This is a genomic window from Pseudomonas sp. LBUM1655 (genome assembly GCF_059716085.1).
This window is the reverse complement of the sequence record NZ_CP166801.1, coordinates 2,193,286-2,211,600: the sequence shown is the minus strand read 5'-3', so window position 1 is coordinate 2,211,600 and position 18,315 is coordinate 2,193,286. Positions and strand designations below refer to the sequence as shown.

General features: G+C 60.0%; 14 protein-coding genes and 3 tRNA genes. All 17 read right to left on the bottom strand.

Annotation, left to right across the window (positions count from 1 at the left end; genetic code table 11):
- Positions 1-36 precede the first annotated feature (36 nt).
- A complete protein-coding gene (locus ACA074_RS09800; protein WP_497678872.1) occupies positions 37-1,008 on the bottom strand; it encodes an XdhC family protein in 972 nt (323 codons plus the stop codon).
- Position 1,009: 1 nt separating this feature from the next.
- Positions 1,010-2,245: a c-type cytochrome gene (locus ACA074_RS09795; protein WP_497678871.1), complete on the bottom strand. Its 1,236-nt coding sequence runs from the start codon at positions 2,243-2,245 to the stop codon at positions 1,010-1,012.
- 2 nt (positions 2,246-2,247) lie between these two features.
- Positions 2,248-2,787, bottom strand: a complete 540-nt coding sequence (locus ACA074_RS09790) for a (2Fe-2S)-binding protein (RefSeq protein ID WP_187676946.1) — start codon at positions 2,785-2,787, stop codon at positions 2,248-2,250.
- A complete protein-coding gene (locus ACA074_RS09785) occupies positions 2,780-5,611 on the bottom strand; it encodes a xanthine dehydrogenase family protein molybdopterin-binding subunit (protein ID WP_401271554.1) in 2,832 nt (943 codons plus the stop codon). Before ACA074_RS09785 ends, ACA074_RS09790 begins: the two co-directional genes overlap by 8 nt.
- 416 nt (positions 5,612-6,027) lie before the next feature.
- A tRNA-Asp gene (locus ACA074_RS09780) sits at positions 6,028-6,104 on the bottom strand.
- A gap of 93 nt (positions 6,105-6,197) precedes the next feature.
- Positions 6,198-6,274: transfer RNA gene (locus ACA074_RS09775), tRNA-Asp, on the bottom strand.
- 55 nt (positions 6,275-6,329) lie between these two features.
- Positions 6,330-6,405: transfer RNA gene (locus tag ACA074_RS09770), tRNA-Val, on the bottom strand.
- A gap of 90 nt (positions 6,406-6,495) precedes the next feature.
- Entirely contained in the window at positions 6,496-7,272 is a 777-nt protein-coding gene (locus ACA074_RS09765; RefSeq protein ID WP_401271556.1) for an SDR family oxidoreductase, read from the bottom strand.
- Complete coding sequence (locus ACA074_RS09760) at positions 7,269-8,480, bottom strand: O-succinylhomoserine sulfhydrylase (protein WP_401271558.1); 1,212 nt, start codon at positions 8,478-8,480, stop codon at positions 7,269-7,271. The genes ACA074_RS09765 and ACA074_RS09760 overlap by 4 nt, the downstream gene beginning before the upstream one ends.
- A gap of 80 nt (positions 8,481-8,560) precedes the next feature.
- Positions 8,561-10,066 (bottom strand): amidophosphoribosyltransferase, encoded by a 1,506-nt coding sequence (gene purF / locus ACA074_RS09755; RefSeq protein ID WP_086793216.1) that lies wholly within the window; start codon positions 10,064-10,066, stop codon positions 8,561-8,563.
- 41 nt (positions 10,067-10,107) lie between these two features.
- Complete coding sequence (locus ACA074_RS09750) at positions 10,108-10,668, bottom strand: CvpA family protein (protein ID WP_007913461.1); 561 nt, start codon at positions 10,666-10,668, stop codon at positions 10,108-10,110.
- Between the two features lie 98 nt (positions 10,669-10,766).
- Positions 10,767-11,423 carry an SPOR domain-containing protein gene (locus ACA074_RS09745; RefSeq protein WP_489878732.1) on the bottom strand — a complete coding sequence of 219 codons (657 nt, stop codon included), beginning with the start codon at positions 11,421-11,423 and terminating at the stop codon, positions 10,767-10,769.
- The gene (folC, locus tag ACA074_RS09740; protein ID WP_497659111.1) at positions 11,407-12,714 is read right to left on the bottom strand and encodes a bifunctional tetrahydrofolate synthase/dihydrofolate synthase; all 1,308 of its coding nucleotides are present in this window, start codon (positions 12,712-12,714) and stop codon (positions 11,407-11,409) included. The genes ACA074_RS09745 and folC overlap by 17 nt, the downstream gene beginning before the upstream one ends.
- Positions 12,711-13,631 carry an acetyl-CoA carboxylase, carboxyltransferase subunit beta gene (gene accD / locus ACA074_RS09735; RefSeq protein WP_016984535.1) on the bottom strand — a complete coding sequence of 307 codons (921 nt, stop codon included), beginning with the start codon at positions 13,629-13,631 and terminating at the stop codon, positions 12,711-12,713. The genes folC and accD overlap by 4 nt, the downstream gene beginning before the upstream one ends.
- 205 nt (positions 13,632-13,836) lie before the next feature.
- Positions 13,837-14,457: a phosphoribosylanthranilate isomerase gene (locus ACA074_RS09730; RefSeq protein WP_401272083.1), complete on the bottom strand. Its 621-nt coding sequence runs from the start codon at positions 14,455-14,457 to the stop codon at positions 13,837-13,839.
- 64 nt (positions 14,458-14,521) lie between these two features.
- Positions 14,522-15,346, bottom strand: a complete 825-nt coding sequence (gene truA / locus ACA074_RS09725; protein WP_497679311.1) for a tRNA pseudouridine(38-40) synthase TruA — start codon at positions 15,344-15,346, stop codon at positions 14,522-14,524.
- 230 nt (positions 15,347-15,576) lie between these two features.
- Entirely contained in the window at positions 15,577-18,219 is a 2,643-nt protein-coding gene (locus ACA074_RS09720) for a motility hub landmark protein FimV (RefSeq protein ID WP_497678870.1), read from the bottom strand.
- Between the last annotated feature and the right edge of the window lie 96 nt (positions 18,220-18,315).

The window sequence follows — 18,315 nt, the reverse complement described above, 5'->3', positions numbered from 1 at the left end:
CTGGAAAAGCGGCCTTTTATTGAGAGCGAAACACTGTCAGAGCTGATCGCGAGCAATCCCGCTACGAATCCGCAAGATATCGGCAAGCACTGCCAAGGCAATCTCTGCCGGCGTCTTGCTGCCGAGGTTAAGACCAATCGGCGCATGAATCCGCGCCAACTCGCCCTCCCCCAACCCGCCGATACGACGCAAACGCTCGAAGCGCTTCTGCGATGTCTGCTGTGAACCCATGACACCAATGTAGAACGCCTCGGTGCGTACCGCTTCCATCATCGCCAGATCGTCGATACGTGGATCGTGGGTCAGTGCCACCACTGCCGTGTCGCGGTGGCAACCACCGTCGGCAATGAACACCGACGGCAGTTGCCGACGAATCTCCACACCATTGAGAACCACGCCTTCAAGCACTTCATCGCGCGGGTCACAGAGAATCACTTCGAAGCCCAATCCCACGGCAAACTCGGCACACGCCTGCGCCACGCTGGAATACCCGGCGAGCAACAAGCGCTGCGCCGCGCCGACACGGATACGCACCCGATCGATCTCACGCTCGATCCGCGCACCCTGCTCACGATCAGCAAACAGACTGCGCGCACCACTGGCCAGATCGACCTCACGAATCAGCCGACGCTGACCAAGCAGCGCCGACTCCAGTTCACGCAAATGCGCCTGCACATCACAGTCAGCGTCAAATTTCTCTACCAGCACATCGAGAATGCCGCCACAGGGCAGGCTGACCCGCGAACGCGGATCGTCGCCTTCGCCGTAGCGCACCACGTTGACCGAATCGAGAAACGCACCTTCGGCGACGCGCTCGAGAAAATCCTCCTCGACGCAACCGCCGGACAGCGACCCGATCCACAGTCCGCCATCATTCACTGCCAGCAGCGAACCCGGCGCACGCGGTGCCGAGCCATAAGTGGTCAGCACGGTGCAGAGCCAGATTCGCCGCCCCGCCACCGACCACTCCAGTGCCCGTCGCACCACTTGTAGATCAAGATGCTGCATGTCAGTGCGCCTTGTGCTCAATGGACGGCGCTTCGGCTTGCAGCTTCTGCACCTCGGTCACCGCCAGTTCACCGGACTGACCGCCCCAGCCTTGTCGCAGGTAGTTCAGCAGATCAGTCAGCTGTTCAGGGCTCAACTTATCGGCAAAACCCGGCATCGGCTGCATGTGCTCGAAACCGGCGAACTTTTGTTCACCGATACCGTCTTCGATCACGCGCAACAGATTGCGTGGATCTTCCAGTCGCAGTGTGGTGTTGCCGCGCATGGCCACCGCAGTGTGCGGCTTGCCTTCGCCACCAGCGGCGTGGCAACCGGCGCAGACGTTCAAATAGTCCTGACGACCGCGCTGGGCGCTTGGGCTGAGCTTGTCCACTGGCACTTCGACCAGTGCTTTGGCTGCCGGCGGTTTATCGCCAAGCAGGAAGGTGGCCATCGCTGCCAGATCGGTGTCGTTCAGCCCCTGGGTGCTGTTGTGGAACACCGGGAACATCTCGTTGAACATCGTCCCTTGGGCACTCATGCCGTGCTTGAGAAACGTGCTCAGGTCCTGATGATTCCAGCCGCGCGCCGCCAGATCAGTGGCCAGCAGGCTCGGCGCCAGATAGCCATTGAGGATGCCGCCAGTCATGCGTTTGTCCATCTGCATCGCGCCCGGCAGGCCGCGTGGCGTATGGCACTCGCCGCAGTGGCCGAGGACGTCGACCATGTATTGCCCGCGCTTCCAGGCTTCACTTTTGCCTTCGCCAGACTCAAGTTTCACGTCTTTGCCGTACATCATGTTCCAACCCATCAGGCCCAGACGCACGTTGAACGGAAAGCTGAGGCTGGTGACCGGAGCCGCGCGCTCGATTGGCTCGACGGTTTTCAGGTACGCATGAATCGCGTCCGAATCTTCACGCGGCACCAAGTGATACGAGGTATACGGCATTGCCGGATACAGGTTCGCACCATCGCGACGCTTGCCTGCGGTCAGCGCAGCGAAGAACTCGTCATCGGTATACAAACCGATGCCGTGCTCTTTGCTCGGAGTGATGTTGGTGCCGTAAATCGTGCCAAACGGCGACACAATCGGCAGGCCGCCAGCATACGGCGCGCCACCTGGCGCGGTATGGCAGGCCATGCAGTCGGCGGCGCGGGCAAGGTACTCGCCGCGCTTGACCTGATCATCGGCATGGGCAAAAAATACCGGCGCAGCCAGCCCGACCGCCAGGGTCAGGCGGGTGATTAAAAGCTTCATGCTTAACCCTCCTTGACCAGGCCGAGATCGGTTAACACGTTGCGGGTGGCGTTGTAGTAACGCACGTACCCGGTGCAACGGCAGACGTGGTGACCGAGGCTGTCCTCAATGACTTGTTCCAGTTTGCTTTTGACGATCGGCTGGCGTTGCAGCTTTTCAACCAAAACGGTCGCGGCGTTGACGAAGCCCGGCGCGCAGTAGCTGCACTGGAAGGCGAATTCATCGACGAAGCGTTGCTGGATCGGATTCAGCTCAGTGACCTGTCCCTGCTCATCGCGGGTCGCATGGCCTTCGATGGTGCGGACTTTTTTGCCTTCGAAGTAATGCGCGCCAGTGATGCAGGTGCGCACTTCTTCGCTGGTGCCGTCCGGGTTGTCGACGATCACCACGCAGGCGTGGCAAATACCCTGGCCACAACCCAGACGCGAACCGGTGAGATTTTTGTATTCGTGCAAGTAGTCGATCATCGGCAGGTCATCAGGGATGTCCACCGGGCCGACGGATTGACCATTAAGGGTCAGTTGAAGCGGACGGTTAGCCATTGAGGGCCTCCTTGATGCGCGCAGCAGTGATAGGCAGATCGCGAACACGTTTACCGATGGCGTGTGCCACGGCGTTACCGATGGCACCGACCACCGGGATCATCACCACTTCGGCAATGCCTTTGGACGGGTCGCTTGGCGACAGCGGCGGCAGAATTTCCGCCGTCTGCTTCCACACCGCGACGTGGCGCGCCATCGGCAGACGGTAACGGTTGAAGTTCCAGTCACCCTCCCCTGGCCCACCTTCGTACAGCGGCATTTCTTCCATCAGCGCGTGACCGATACCCATGGCGATGCCGCCTTCGAGCTGACCCTTGACCAGTTCTTCGACCAGCACACGACCACATTCGACCCACGAATGGTGGTTGAGCACTTCGACTTCTGCCGAGCCTTTGTTGACCTTCAACTCGACCAACGTGGCCACAGGGCTGTAGTAAGTCACCGCCGCGTTGTTCAGTTGCGTTACCGGATAGTTGATGTTCTGGCGATCCAGCAGGTGGAAACCGGCAGTGCTCATCAGCGCCTGCTTGGCTTTCGGTGCGCCGTCGCCGTACTTGACCGCAAGACCGTCGAGCGGCAGACGCTCTTTCACACCGTCGATGCTGTATTCGGCCTCGGCCCAGCTCCAACGGTTGAAACCATGCACCGTGGCGCCAGTGACCAGACCGCGCTCGTGAGCACGCTTTGCCAGCTCCTCGAAGCTCAGCGGCTGCATGCCGTTGGCGGTGAGTTTGCCGTCAACCCAATGCGCATCTTCGCGACGCACAACATAAGGGTTGGCCTGACCGCCATAAGGGCCCTGACGCCAGATCTCCAGCGCCGCTGGCCACAAGCCGTGGTTGAACAACACACGCGCCGCTTCGCGGGTGGCGTGGCTGAAGTAGTAAGCCGAGTTGGTCGCCGACGACGCCGAGGCCAACTTGCCAACCCAACGCGGATTGCGCAGCAGATTGTCCTGCTCGGCCTGGCTCATGATGTATGGGTTGCCGCTGGTGATCAGCTGCATTTCCTTCCATTCGGTTTCGCCCGTCTTTACTTCGTGGGCGGGACTGCCAAGGAAATCGGCGACTACCAGGGCTTGCGAAGTAGACATGCCGGTGCCGATTTCGATGCCGATGTGGCGCAAGGTGATGCGACCGTCAGCGGTGAATTCGATGCTGGCCATCGGCGCTTCGGAACCGGTGCCGAAGTCTTTCTGGCAAATGGCGAAACCAACGCCGTACCAGTTATCCGGATCGGCCGCTTCGCGCTGCTTCTTGATCGCGTCGCGGTTTTTCCAGACTTCGTGCACCGAGGCCTTGTCGAGAATTTCGTGCAGGCGCAGCGCACCGGCCGGGATCGCACCCTGAGTGTTTTTCATGCCGGAACGCAGGGCGTTCTTGCGACGCAGATCGATGGCGTCGACACCGAGGCGATTGGCGATTTCGTCGACCATCATTTCGGTCGAGGCCATGCTCTGCAGCGTACCGTAACCGCGCATCGAACCCGCCTCAACAGCACGGGAGTGGTAAGCGGTGACTTGCAAGTCGTTCTGCGGCATGTAGTAGATCGACTGCGCCGCCGTAGCGCCAACCGCAGCTACCGATGGGCTGTAGTTGATGCGACCGCCACCGTCGACGCTCATTTCGGCGCGGAAGATCTTGAAGCTGTAGTCATTCTTGTCCACGGCCAACTGGTAGCGGATGTCGAACGGGTGACGCTTGATGCCGCTCTGGAACTGCTCGTAACGGTCGTTGGCCAAGCGCACCGGCACACCGGCGCCATACAGCGCAGCGAGGGCTGCGTAGTAGACGAAGATGTTGTGGTCTTTGGAACCGTAACCCACGGTGTAACCGGGGTGCATGTTCAGATTGGTCAGCCCGAATCGCGACGGCCCGATCATTTTCGCAGTCTCGGTCGCAGTTTCCAGTGGACACTGGGTGGCCACGACGAAGTGCAAAGTCTTGGTTTTCGGATCGTACCAACCGTTGCCGTTATCCGGCTCCATGGCGGCAGGCTCGATCGACGGGGTCTTGTAGCGTTCGTCGAACACCAGCCAGTTGTCCGGTGGTGTGTCGATCTCTTTCTTCATGCGCTCGGCGTAGAACAGGCCCCGCTCGGTCAGGTTACCGTGCAGGTTCGGCTGTGAATTCCACACCGGGCGACGGTTTTTCAGCATCGGGAACAGGATCGAGTCCTTGAGGCTGGCGAACTCGTCTTCATCGGCAGAGGTTGGGCCGCCGACGCGCACGTAGCGGAAGCTGCCGTAGGGATCGCCTTCGTAGAACGGCACTTGAGCACCGTAACGAATCGCCTTGTCATTGAATTTGAGTTTGTTCTTCGCCTGACGGAAACGCTCGAAGTCGTTCCAGATCAGGATCGCCACCGGGTGACCGATGAACATCGGCACCTTGCCTTCCGGCAGCAAAGGGTCCGGCGCGTGCTCTTCCGGAAACACGATGCCGTCCTTGACCAAGTCGGCAGCGGTGACGATGCGATCAGGCTGCAAGTCGGCGCCGAGCCACGACAGATCGTAACCCTCGTAGATACGGTCGGCCTTGATGGTTTTCAGCAGCATGGCGTGGCCTTGTTGCTCAGGCCAGCCCGGCATGTCCTTGGAGCGGATGTCTCGGGCAAACACTTTGCTGCCGCAGACTTTAGACAAGGCATCGTTACGCTGGCGCGCCTTGCCGTTGTTGCCGAGCCACTTCTCGGACGGCACGGTCACGCTGTTTTCCATCAAGGCAGCCAGCGCCTGACTGCTGAGCGGCGTGAGCGTGACGCTCACACCCGCCACCAGCCCGCCCTGGAGGAACGAGCGCCGGGATATTTCACGGTTGGACATGGATCATCCTCTGGGCGGTTATGTGTCCGCCCTTCTGGTTATCTACTGGGAATCTCGAGTCTTGCAGAAGCTCTTTCTGGCGAAGCAAAGAGCTGTGTTGACAGTGCAAAGCTGACCGAAAGGTTAACTTTAAAGGTTTCTTCGGCCGCGGCAAACAACCAGTTACAAAAATTTGACTAAAGAATCAAAAAATCAATGCGACGTGGCATCGCAGCAGGTCCGTAGGGATAACCAGGCGTGCCTATGCGGGATCTGTATTGGACAGTGGATGGGGGGAACAGGAAGAGAGAGAGTGGAGGGTCAAATTTCAGACACAAAAAACCCCGGTCTTTCGACCAGGGTCTTTGCTATCGGATCCGACTCAGCAATGCTGACTTCGGTGCTTCAAGGCGTTCAGTGGGTCCTTGAAGCAGATATGGCGCAGCGGACGGGACTCGAACCCGCGACCCCCGGCGTGACAGGCCGGTATTCTAACCGACTGAACTACCGCTGCGTATCGCTTTGAGCTTGCGCTCAAGTAACTCGTTTTGACTGAAAGCTTCGGTGCTTTGCAATCGCGAACCAGACATGTCTGATTCGTTAAATATGGCGCAGCGGACGGGACTCGAACCCGCGACCCCCGGCGTGACAGGCCGGTATTCTAACCGACTGAACTACCGCTGCGCGTCGGTGCAGGCACTTTCAGCCTACGCTCTTGCTTTAGCAAGTTACTCGGAAGTGGTGGGTGATGACGGGATCGAACCGCCGACATTCTGCTTGTAAGGCAGACGCTCTCCCAGCTGAGCTAATCACCCGTTTGCATCTCCGAGGCCGCGAAATTTACGCAGGTAGCGAACCTAAGTCAATAGCAGGATTGAAGTTTTTCTAAAAAAGACGAAATAGAGTCATTCCGTATAGATCATCTTCTTGGTCATACCGCCATCGACCACAAATTCCTGCCCGGTAACAAACCCGGCATTGCGCGACAGCAGCCAGGCAACCATCGCCGCCACATCCTCGACCGTCCCTACCCTGCCCGCCGGATGCTGGGCATGATCGGCATCAGCCAGAGGCTCAGCCCGACGCGCAGACGGATCCCGCGCATCGATCCAGCCCGGGCTGACCGCATTGACGCGAATCTCCGGCCCAAGGCTGATGGCCAGCGCATGCGTCAGTGCCAGCAATCCACCCTTGCTCGCTGCATAGGCCTCAGTATCCGGCTCAGACTGCCCGGCACGCGTCGATGCCAGATTGACGATCGAGCCGTTATGCGCACGCAGATACGGCGCGCAGTGCTTGGCCAACAGCATCGGCCCACTGAGATTCACCGCCAACACCCGGTTCCAGTAAGCCAGATCAAGGCTTTCCAGGGTGATGTTGTGCGGATCGGCCACCGCCGCGTTGCACACCAGCGCATCGAGACGGCCAAACTGCCCCAGCACTTCGGCCACACCGAGAGCCACCTGACTTTCATCGGCAACGTCCATGGCAATGAACCAGGCGTTTTCGCCCAGCACTTTCGCCACTTTCGAACCACGCGCACGATCCAGGTCAGTCAGCACCACTTGCCAGCCTTCACTGATCAGCCATGCCGCGATACCAAGACCGATGCCGCGCGCAGCCCCCGTGACCAGCGCAACGCGGCCATGGGTGGCGGCTTTCGGAGTGGACAACTCGATCACAACGCCGCCAGACCGCGCGCCAGATCGGCTTGCAGATCAGCCACGTCTTCCAGACCGACCGCAACGCGAATCAGACTGTCACGAATGCCCGCCGCTTCACGCTCCTGCGGCGCCAGACGACCGTGGGACGTGGTGCTCGGGTGGGTGATGGTTGTTTTGCTGTCGCCGAGGTTGGCGGTGATCGAAATCAACCGCGTCGCATCGATAAAGCGCCACGCGCCCTCTTTGCCGCCCTTGACCTCAAAACTCACCACTGCACCGAAGCCCTTCTGCTGACGCTGCGCCAGCTCATGCTGCGGATGACTCTTGAGACCGGCGTAATGGACTTTCTCGATGCCATCCTGCTGCTCCAGCCATTCGGCCAGTTGCTGGGCATTGGCACAGTGGGCCTTCATCCGCAGGTTCAGGGTTTCCAGACCTTTGAGGAAGATCCACGCGTTGAACGGACTCAGGGTCGGCCCGGCGGTACGCAGGAAGCCGACAACCTCTTTCATCTGCTCGCCGCGACCGGCAACCACGCCGCCCATGCAACGGCCCTGGCCGTCGATGAACTTGGTCGCAGAATGCACGACGATATCGGCGCCGAGCTTCAGCGGCTGCTGCAACGCAGGCGTGCAGAAGCAGTTGTCGACCACCAGCATTGCGCCTTTGGCGTGAGCGATTTGCGCCAGCGCAGCGATGTCCACCAGCTCAGCCAGCGGATTGGACGGCGACTCGACAAAGAGCAATTTTGTGTTGGACTTGATCGCCGCATCCCAGGCCGACAGCTCGGCCAACGGTACGTAATCGACTTCCACGCCGAAACGCTTGAAGTACTTCTCGAACAGACTGATGGTCGAACCGAAAACGCTGCGCGATACCAGCACGTGATCGCCGGCACTGCACAGGCTCATGACCACAGCCATGATCGCGGCCATACCGGTCGCAGTCGCAACTGCCTGCTCGGCACTTTCCAGCGCGGCAATGCGCTCTTCGAACGCGCGCACGGTCGGATTGGTGTAACGCGAGTAAACGTTGCCCGGCACTTCCCCGGCAAACCGCGCGGCCGCGTCAGCAGCGGTGCGGAACACATAGCTGGAGGTGAAGAACATCGGATCACCGTGCTCGCCTTCCGGCGTACGGTGCTGACCGGCACGTACGGCCAGGGTATCGAACGCTACGCCTTCGAGATCGCTGTCCAGCCGACCGGCATCCCATTCCTGACTCATGCTGTCACTCCTCGCCCTGTTCTAAATAAATAAAAGTCTTTTGCCAGATACAAAACCGGCCCCTCAGGGCCGGTAGAAACTCAGTTGTTGTACAGATCGATGATCGCACTGACCGCCTGGGTCTTGACCTTCGAGGCATCGTTGCGTGCCTGTTCGATCTTGTCCAGATAAGCCTCGTCGACGTCGCCGGTGACGTACTTGCCGTCGAACACCGCGCAATCGAAGTTCTCGATCTTGATCTTGCCGCCACCGACCGCTTCGATCAAGTCAGGCAAGTCCTGATAGATCAGCCAGTCTGCGCCGATCAGATCAGCCACGTCCTGAGTCGAACGGTTATGGGCGATCAGCTCGTGAGCGCTCGGCATGTCGATGCCGTAGACGTTCGGGAAGCGCACTGCCGGAGCAGCCGAGCAGAAGTAGACGTTTTTCGCGCCGGCTTCGCGGGCCATCTGAATGATCTGCTTGCACGTGGTGCCGCGCACGATGGAGTCATCCACCAGCATCACGTTCTTGCCGCGGAATTCCAGTTCGATGGCGTTGAGCTTCTGGCGTACCGATTTCTTGCGGGCAGCCTGGCCCGGCATGATGAAGGTACGGCCGATGTAACGGTTCTTGACGAAACCTTCGCGGAATTTCACGCCCAGATGATTGGCCAGCTCCAGCGCTGCGGTGCGGCTGGTGTCCGGAATCGGGATGACCACGTCGATGTCGTGCTCAGGACGCTCGCGAAGGATCTTCTCGGCAAGCTTCTCACCCATGCGCAGACGAGCCTTGTACACCGACACACCGTCGATGATCGAGTCCGGACGCGCCAGATAGACGTGTTCGAAGATGCACGGGGTCAGGGACGGGTTGGTCGCGCACTGACGGGTGTGCAGCTTGCCGTCTTCAGTGATGTAGACCGCTTCGCCCGGCGCCAGGTCGCGAATCAGGGTGAAACCGAGCACGTCCAGCGAAACGCTTTCCGAGGCGATCATGTACTCGACGCCTTCGTCGGTATGACGCTGGCCGAACACGATCGGGCGGATGCCGTGTGGGTCGCGGAAACCGACGATGCCGTAACCGGTGATCATCGCTACTACCGCGTAACCGCCGACGCAACGGTTGTGCACATCGGTCACCGCGGCAAACACGTCTTCTTCGGTCGGTTGCAGCTTGCCGCGCTGGGCCAGCTCGTGAGCGAACACGTTGAGCAGCACTTCCGAGTCGGAACTGGTGTTGACGTGACGCAGATCGGATTCGTAGATTTCTTTGGCCAACTGCTCAACGTTGGTCAGGTTACCGTTATGCGCCAGAGTGATGCCGTAAGGCGAGTTGACGTAAAACGGCTGGGCTTCGGCCGAAGTCGAGCTGCCCGCTGTCGGGTAGCGGACGTGGCCGATACCCATATGGCCGACCAGACGCTGCATGTGGCGCTGATGAAACACGTCACGCACCAGGCCATTGTCCTTGCGCAAGAACAACCGGCCATCATGGCTGGTCACGATACCGGCAGCGTCCTGGCCGCGGTGCTGGAGCACGGTTAGCGCGTCATACAGCGCCTGATTGACGTTCGACTTACCGACGATACCGACGATGCCACACATGCGACGCAACCCCTACTTAATGGATCTGAACTGAACAACACTCACTGTGGCGTTTTCGCCGACGGCAAGAGTTGCTCCTTGAACGGAATATCAGCGGGTACGCTGATTCCGCTGGCAAGCCACTGACTGCTCCACCCGAGAATCAGGTTTTTGGACCAGTCGGCGACCAATAGAAACTTTGGCACGAGCTGTGATTCTTTCCACCACCCGTCCTGCTGTACCGGCCCCAGGCTCAATAGCCCGACTGCCACGACCACCAGCAACACGCCACGCGCAGCGCCGAAGGCCATGCCCAGGAATCGGTCGGTCCCGGACAACCCGGTGACGCGAACCAACTCGCCGATAAGATAATTGATCATTGCGCCCACGATCAGTGTGGCGACAAACATGATGGCACAGCCCGCGATCACGCGAGCCGATGGGGTTTCGATGTATCCGGCGAGGTACTCGGACAGTGAGCCACCGAACATCCAGGCGACGACTCCTGCGATGATCCAGGTCACCAGCGATAATGCTTCCTTGACGAAGCCGCGGCTCAAACTGATCAAAGCGGAGATGGCGATGATTGCAACGATCGCCCAGTCAACCCAGGTAAATGGCACAGTGCAGCCTACAGACGGATAAGGCGGCGCATTTTAGCAGAGCGCATGGCTATCGGTAAGCTGCGATTTTCAGTGCATTTCAATCGAATCGATAGATCTTAGCCACGCTCGGGCTGGAAGCGCACGACAAAGCCCTTGAGGTTCTGCTGACGGCTCAACAGATCACGCAGACGATCGGCCTCGGCACGCTCGATCAGCGGCCCGACGAACACCCGATTCTTGCCATCGGCAGAGCGGATGTAAGCGTTATACCCCTGGCTGCGCAGGTTTTTTTGCAAGCTTTCGGCGCTGGCGCGACTCGACAGGCTCGCCAGTTGAACCGACCAGCTCACCGACAGACCATTGGCATCGACACGGCTTTGCGCGGCATCAGGCTTGGTCGACGCAGCAGCGATCGGCTGAGCAGGCGCCGGAATCGGCTTGGCCACCGCAGGCGGCGCAGTCGGTTTGGCGATTGCTATGGGAGCTGTCGGCGCCGGGGCAGGCGCGATCGGTGCAGCAGGTGCAGTGTCTTCTGCGACCTCTTCATCCGTTGGCACAGGTTCTTGCGGCAAAGCTTGCGGCTCAGGCACGGCCACCGATTCCAATTGCACCTGCGGCACAGAAGGGGCTTGCGGAGCAGCCGGGGCCTCGACAGTCACTTGCCGCTGTTCGTCCTGACGGGAAAACAGCATCGGCAGGAAAATCACCGCCAGCGCTACCAGCACCAGCGCGCCAACCATGCGCTGCTTGTACGCTTTATCCAGCAAAGCCATTTGCCGCTTCCTCCGTGGAGCGCCGGGCCAGCCATTCAAGGGCCTCGGCGACACAATAAAATGATCCGAACAACAGAATCTCGTCGTCGCGGGTTGCGACTGCGCACTGCCCTTCCAAAGCGGCGGCAACACTGTCGTAAGACGTGACCGATGCGCCAAGGTTCTGCAAGGTCGCATGCAATTCTGCTACCGGACGCGCGCGCGGCGAATCCAGCGGCGCCACGGCCCAGTGCTGGACACTAGCATTCAATTCGCTGACAACACCATCCAGATCCTTGTCCGCCAGCAAGCCGAACACCGCCAGACGCTTGCCGACCGGAGGTCGCGAGGCCAGACAACGGGCTAAATACTCGGCCGCGTGCGGGTTATGACCCACATCCAGTAACAGATTCAGGCGCTTGCCGTTCCATTGGAACGAACGACGATCCAGCCGACCGACCACGCGAGTCGCCTGCAAGGCGGCCACAATTTGCCGGGCACTCCATGGCAAACCGAGCAGCAGATAAGCCTGCAACGCCAGCGCGGCGTTTTCCATCGGCAGATCGAGCAATGGCAAGTCGTGCAATTCGACAACCTGGCCCTGCGCATCGGTGCCGCGCCACTGCCAGTTCTGGTCAGTGATGCCAAGGTCAAAGTCGCGTCCACGCAGAAAGAACGGGCATGCCAGTTCGCGCGCTTTATCGAGCAACGGTTGCGGAGGATTCAGGTCGCCACACAAGGCAGGCTTGCCCTGGCGGAAGATACCGGCCTTCTCGAAGGCCACCGACTCACGGGTGTCGCCCAGATAATCGGCGTGATCGACGCCAATGCTGGTGACCAGCGCGATATCGGCGTCTACCACGTTGACCGTGTCCAGACGCCCGCCCAGACCGACTTCCAGCACCACCGCATCGAGCCCGGCCTGTTGAAACAGCCAGAACGCCGCCAGGGTGCCCATTTCGAAGTAAGTCAGGGAAGTTTCGCCGCGCCCGGCCTCGACCGCTGCAAAGGCTTCGCACAGCTGTGCGTCAGTGGCTTCGACACCATTGAGCTGCACCCGCTCGTTGTAACGCAGCAGGTGCGGAGAATTGTAGACACCAACGCTCAGGCCCTGCGCCCGTAGCAACGAAGCCACGAATGCGCAGGTCGACCCCTTGCCGTTGGTGCCGGTGACCGTAATCACCCGAGGCGCCGGCTGGCCCAGCCCCATGCGGGACGCTACCTGTTGCGAACGCTCCAGGCCCATGTCGATGGCCGACGGATGCAACTGCTCAAGGTAGGCGAGCCACTCGCCAAGGGTGCGCTCGGTCATAGGCCAGCAGGCACGGGCGGAACCACGATCGGCTCGATTGGCGCCGCGACGAATTTTGGCGTCGGCTTGCCAGTCATTTGTGCCAGCAGGTTACCCAGACGTGGGCGAAGTTCCTGACGGTGGATGATCATGTCGATCGCACCGTGCTCCAGCAGGAATTCACTGCGCTGGAAGCCTTCCGGAAGTTTTTCACGTACGGTCTGCTCGATGACACGCGGACCGGCGAAACCGATCAGAGCCTTAGGTTCGCCGACGATCACGTCGCCGAGCATCGCCAGACTGGCGGAAACGCCGCCGTAGACCGGATCGGTCAGTACGGAGATGAACGGAATGCCTTCTTCACGCAGACGCGCCAGCACGGCCGAAGTCTTGGCCATCTGCATCAGCGAGATCAGGGCTTCCTGCATACGCGCACCACCGGAGGCGGCGAAGCAAATCATCGGGCAACGATTTTCCAGTGCGTAGTTGGCAGCGCGTACGAAACGCTCACCAACGATGGCGCCCATGGAGCCGCCCATGAAGCTGAATTCAAACGCCGAAACCACCACCGGCATGCCCAGCAGGGTGCCACTTACGGAGATCAGTGCGTCTTTTTCGCCAGTCTGCTTCTGCGCAGCGGTCAGGCGATCCTTGTACTTCTTGCCGTCGCGGAATTTCAGACGGTCAACCGGCTCCAGATCGGCACCCAGTTCGTTGCGACCTTCGGCATCGAGGAAGATGTCGATACGCGCACGTGCGCCGATGCGCATGTGGTGGTTGCACTTGGGGCAAACGTCCAGGGTCTTTTCCAGCTCCGGACGATACAGCACAGCCTCGCAGGACGGGCATTTGTGCCACAGACCTTCAGGCACCGAGCTCTTCTTGACCTCCGAACGCATGATCGAAGGGATCAGTTTGTCTACTAACCAGTTGCTCATGCTTTCTTTCTCCAGTACCGGCGGCCCGAACGCTCTGGTTCGCAGCCCCGCGTATGCCCTTCAGCTAAATTCATGTGTGTGGCGATGATTGCTGGACAGCCACGGTCAGTGCGAAACATGACCTGCGTGCCATCCGGAAACCCTCAGCCTCGCCTGCTTTATGCAGGTGCATTGATGGACGGCGGCAGTTCGCCAGCCGTCACATTCATATCCCGCGTACAGCGTTGATAAACGCGCGAATCTTTGCGTGATCCTTGATGCCCTTGCTCGCCTCTACCCCGCCGCTGACATCGACTGCATACGGGTGAACCCGCGCCACCGCATCTGCGACGTTCTCTGGAGTGAGCCCGCCCGCCAGAATCAGCGGCTTACTCAACTCCCGAGGAATCAATGACCAGTCAAACGCCTCGCCGGTTCCGCCGGGCACACCTTCAACGTAGGTATCAAGCAATACGCCGCTGGCACTCGGATAAGCGTTGCAGGCGGCAGCAATATCATCGCCAGCCTTGACTCGCAGCGCCTTGATGTACGGACGATGCCAGCCTTCACACTCCTCAGCGGTCTCGTCACCGTGAAACTGCAACAGATCCAGCGGCACGGCATCGAGGATTTCCCCCAACTCGCAGCGGCTGGCATTAACGAACAGCCCTACCGTGGTCACGAACGGCGGCAATGCCTTGATGATCGCCCGAGCCTGCTGCACGGTTACCGCGCGCGGGCTCTTGGGGTAAAACACGAATCCGATCGCATCCGCCCCAGCCTCAACGGCGGCCAGCGCATCTTCTATGCGGGTAATCCCGCAGATCTTGCTGCGAACGGCTGACATGTCGAGAAAAACTCCGAGGCAAATCCGGGAAAGTCCCGGATGGTAACAAAAGCGTTCGAGGGCGTCAGCCGTCAAGTTCCGAGAAACCCGTAAGGAAGTGTGGCCCGATAAAACGTTCGGGCAACGGGAATTCGTCGTGGTACTCGACCTGCACGAGATACAACCCATATGGATGCGCCGTGACACCGCCGGAACGGCGTTCGCGGCTTTCCAGCACTTCCTTCATCCACTCAACTGGCCGCTCGCCAGCTCCGATGGTCATCAGTACACCGGCGATATTGCGCACCATGTGATGCAGGAAGGCGTTGGCGCGAATGTCGAGCACGATCATCTTGCCGTGACGGGTGACGCGCAGGTGATGCATCTTCTTGATCGGTGATTTGGCCTGACATTGCCCTGCGCGGAAGGCGCTGAAATCATGAGTGCCTATCAGATACTGAGCGGCCTCGGCCATGCGCTCGACATCCAGCGGGCGGTGGTTCCAGGTGATTTCTTCGTTGAGATGCGCCGGACGAATCTGGTCGTTGTAGATGACGTAACGATAACGCCGGGCGATGGCTTTGAACCGCGCATGAAAATGCGCCGGCATGACCCGCGCCCAACTGACGCTGATGTCGTGAGGCAGGTTGATATTGGCGCCCATCACCCAGGCTTTCAGCGAGCGATTGACCTGAGTGTCGAAATGCACCACTTGTCCGCAGGCGTGCACGCCTGCGTCGGTACGGCCGGCACACTGCAGGGAAACCGGCGCATTGGCGACTTTCGACAGGGCTTTCTCAAGCTCTTCCTGCACCGTCGCCACACCCGTTAACTGACGCTGCCAGCCGCTGTAGCGCGAGCCTTTGTATTCAACGCCAAGCGCGACGCGGTAAAAGCCGTCGGGGGCCATTTCGGCGACCGGGTTATCTATGTTTGCCAAGGTGGGACAGCCTGCTGTTTTTGCAAAGGCGGGCATTATAGGGCCTCAAGATCAAAAGATCGCAGCCTTCGACAGCTCCTACATAAAAACGCGGATCCCGATGTAGGAGCTACCGAAGGCTGCGATCTTTTGCCTCTGGAAAAACAAACAAAAACGGCAGCCTCGATGGGCTGCCGTTTTATTGACTGCTGAACGCTGACTCAGGCCAGGTTGGAAAGCATTTCCTTCGCTTCGCCGCGCTGTTTCTCGTCACCTTCGGTCAACACTTCGTTGAGGATGTCGCGTGCACCTTCGCTGTCGCCCATATCGATGTAGGCCTGGGCCAGATCGAGTTTGGTGGCCGCTTCGTCAGTACCGGCAAGGAAATCGAAATCATCTTCGCCCAGATCATCACCCATTGCCGCATCGGCTTCGGTGAAGGTCGGTTCGGCGATGCTTTGCGACAGACGATCCAGCTCGGCGTTGACATCGTCCAGTTCGGCAGCAAACGCATCAGGCTCGGCCGGATTGCTGTCCATTTCGTCAGCCAGCGACAGATCGAAATCGGCTGGCAGCTCCAGGTCATCCTGCGGCACGTCGGCAACGACCGGCGCCTCGACAGCTGGCAGATCCTTCACGCCTTCGTCCAGATCCAGCAGGAAGTCGTCATCGGCCAATGCCACGGGCGCAGGCTCAGCGCCAAGGTCCATGTCCAGGTCGAAGTCCGACAGATCGTCCAGATTCTCTTTGATTTCGGTCTGCTGTTGCAGCACCGACTCGAAGCTCAGGTCATCGTCCGACGGGAACTCGTCGAGCTCGATCGGAGCTTCTGGCTCGACCACTGGCGCAGGCTCAACCGGGGTAATGTTGTCGAGATCGTCCAGACTCAGATCAAACGCGCTGTCGAGATTGTCTTCAACAGGAGTCGATTCCGGCGCTTGCGGCTCATCCAGCAGCAGATCCTTGACGTACTGCGCATCCAGCTCGGCAGCAATAGCCGCTGCCGCCAGACCGCCGGCGACCGCTACGGCCATGGCCGGGAAGCGGCTTTTCAGCTCTTCGACCTTGGCGAAGTTGTCGCCATTGGCCACCAACTGACGCTCCTGAGCAACGAACGCATCACGATCACCTTGCTGACCGTAAACTTCCATCAGCTTCAGACGCAGGTCGCTGCGCTGTGGCTCAAAGCTGACGCCCTCTTCCAGCAACGCGGCTGCCTGATTCAGGCGACCGGCATTGATGTGCGACTGCGCCTTGTCCAGCACGTCGTCGGAGCGCTCGGCTGCCGGGGCAACCAGTGGCGCGGCAATCGGTTCGGCCATGACCACCGGCGCAACTACTGCTGCCGGGATTGGAGATGGCGCAGGGGTTGGCGTGTTCAGTTTGACGCTGGCGGCCGGTGTTTCCAGACCTTCAAAGCTGCTTTCCGGCAAATCCTGCTCGGCGGAGAACTCTTGTTCTTCAGCCAAGGCGCGGGCCATGCGCACATGTTTCTCGGCTTCCTGCTGGGCTTTACGGCGACGGGCCAAAAGCAACAGCAGGAGCAGCAGAACCACAGCACCGCCACCGATCAGACCCAGCAGGATCGGATTGGTCAGCAGCTCGTTGAACGTCTTCTCGTCATCGACAAACGGTTTCGGCTCGACCACCGGAGTTTCAGCCGGTGTCTCAGCCGGCGGCGCAATAGCCGATTCCGGCGTAGGCGATGCCGCTTCTGCTGGCGTGGCTGGCGGAGTGGCGGCCAGTTCGGCAGTGATCGCTGGAACCGGTGAAACGGCAGGATTAGCGGCTGGCGCAGCGCCCGACCCTTCGGCCTGCATCTTCGCCAGTTGATTGTTCTTCAGTTCGATCAGCTTTTGCAGCTTGTCCAGCTGACTTTGCAGATCGGACATGCGGCTTTTCAGTTCCTCGTTGTCACGACGGGTCGTGTCGAGGCTTTCCTGGGTCACGGCGAGCTTGTTGCTCAGGGCCTTGGCATCGCCGGCCGGGCCGTTGCCGCGCGCCTTGGCGCTTTCGGCGGAGACCAGGCTCAGATTGTCCTGGGCATTGGGCGCAGCGCCGGCATTGCCGCGACCACGATTGGTCGCATCGAGTTGCTGTTGGCCAGTGCCAGGCTTGGCCACGTAACGACGCCCCTGACGCCATGCTTCGTTTTGTGCAGCGACTTCAGCAATAGCTTTCGACTGTGGCAGCGAAGTACTTTGTACCGAGTCAGGCAGACGCAGCACCTGGCCGGTTTTCAATCGATTGATATTGCCGCCAATGAACGCATCCGGGTTCAGCGCTTGAATGGCCAGCATGGTTTGCTGCACCGAACCGCCGGTGCGCGCCTTCGCGGCGATTTCCCACAGGGTATCGCGCAGCGTGGTGGTGTATTGATTCGAGTGAGTGGCGCCAGTGGTCGGCGCAGTGACGGTTTGCGACGGTGCTGGCTGAGCGGCAGCATCTGCGGTCTGCGGCGAGAACTTAGACGGATCCAGCAGCACGCTGTAATCGCGCAGCAGACGGCCGTTCGGCCACATCACCTGGACGAGGAATTTCACCATCGGTTCCGACAGTGGCTTGCTCGAGGTCACGCGCAACACGCTCTTGCCGCTGGCGTTGAGCACCGGGGTAAACGTCAGATCGTTAAGGAAGGCCTGGCGATCAACACCGGCCTTGGCGAAATCTTCCGGCGAGGCCAGGCTCGGCACCACTTCGGCAGCGGTGAGATCCTTGACGTCGAGCAGCTCGATCTCGGCCACCAGCGGCTGGTTCAGGGTCGACTTCAGGGTCAGCTCCCCGAGCCCGAGGGCATGCGCCATACCGGAGGACAGCGCCGAGGCGGCCGCTATTGCTAACACCAGTTTGCGAACTTGAACCATAGCCTCATCCTTTGTTTGAACGTTCCTCGGCCAGCGAGAAGATGTTGATTGCCGCTGCCGTAAGGCATTGCGCGCGACGACGACAGGTGTCGCGCG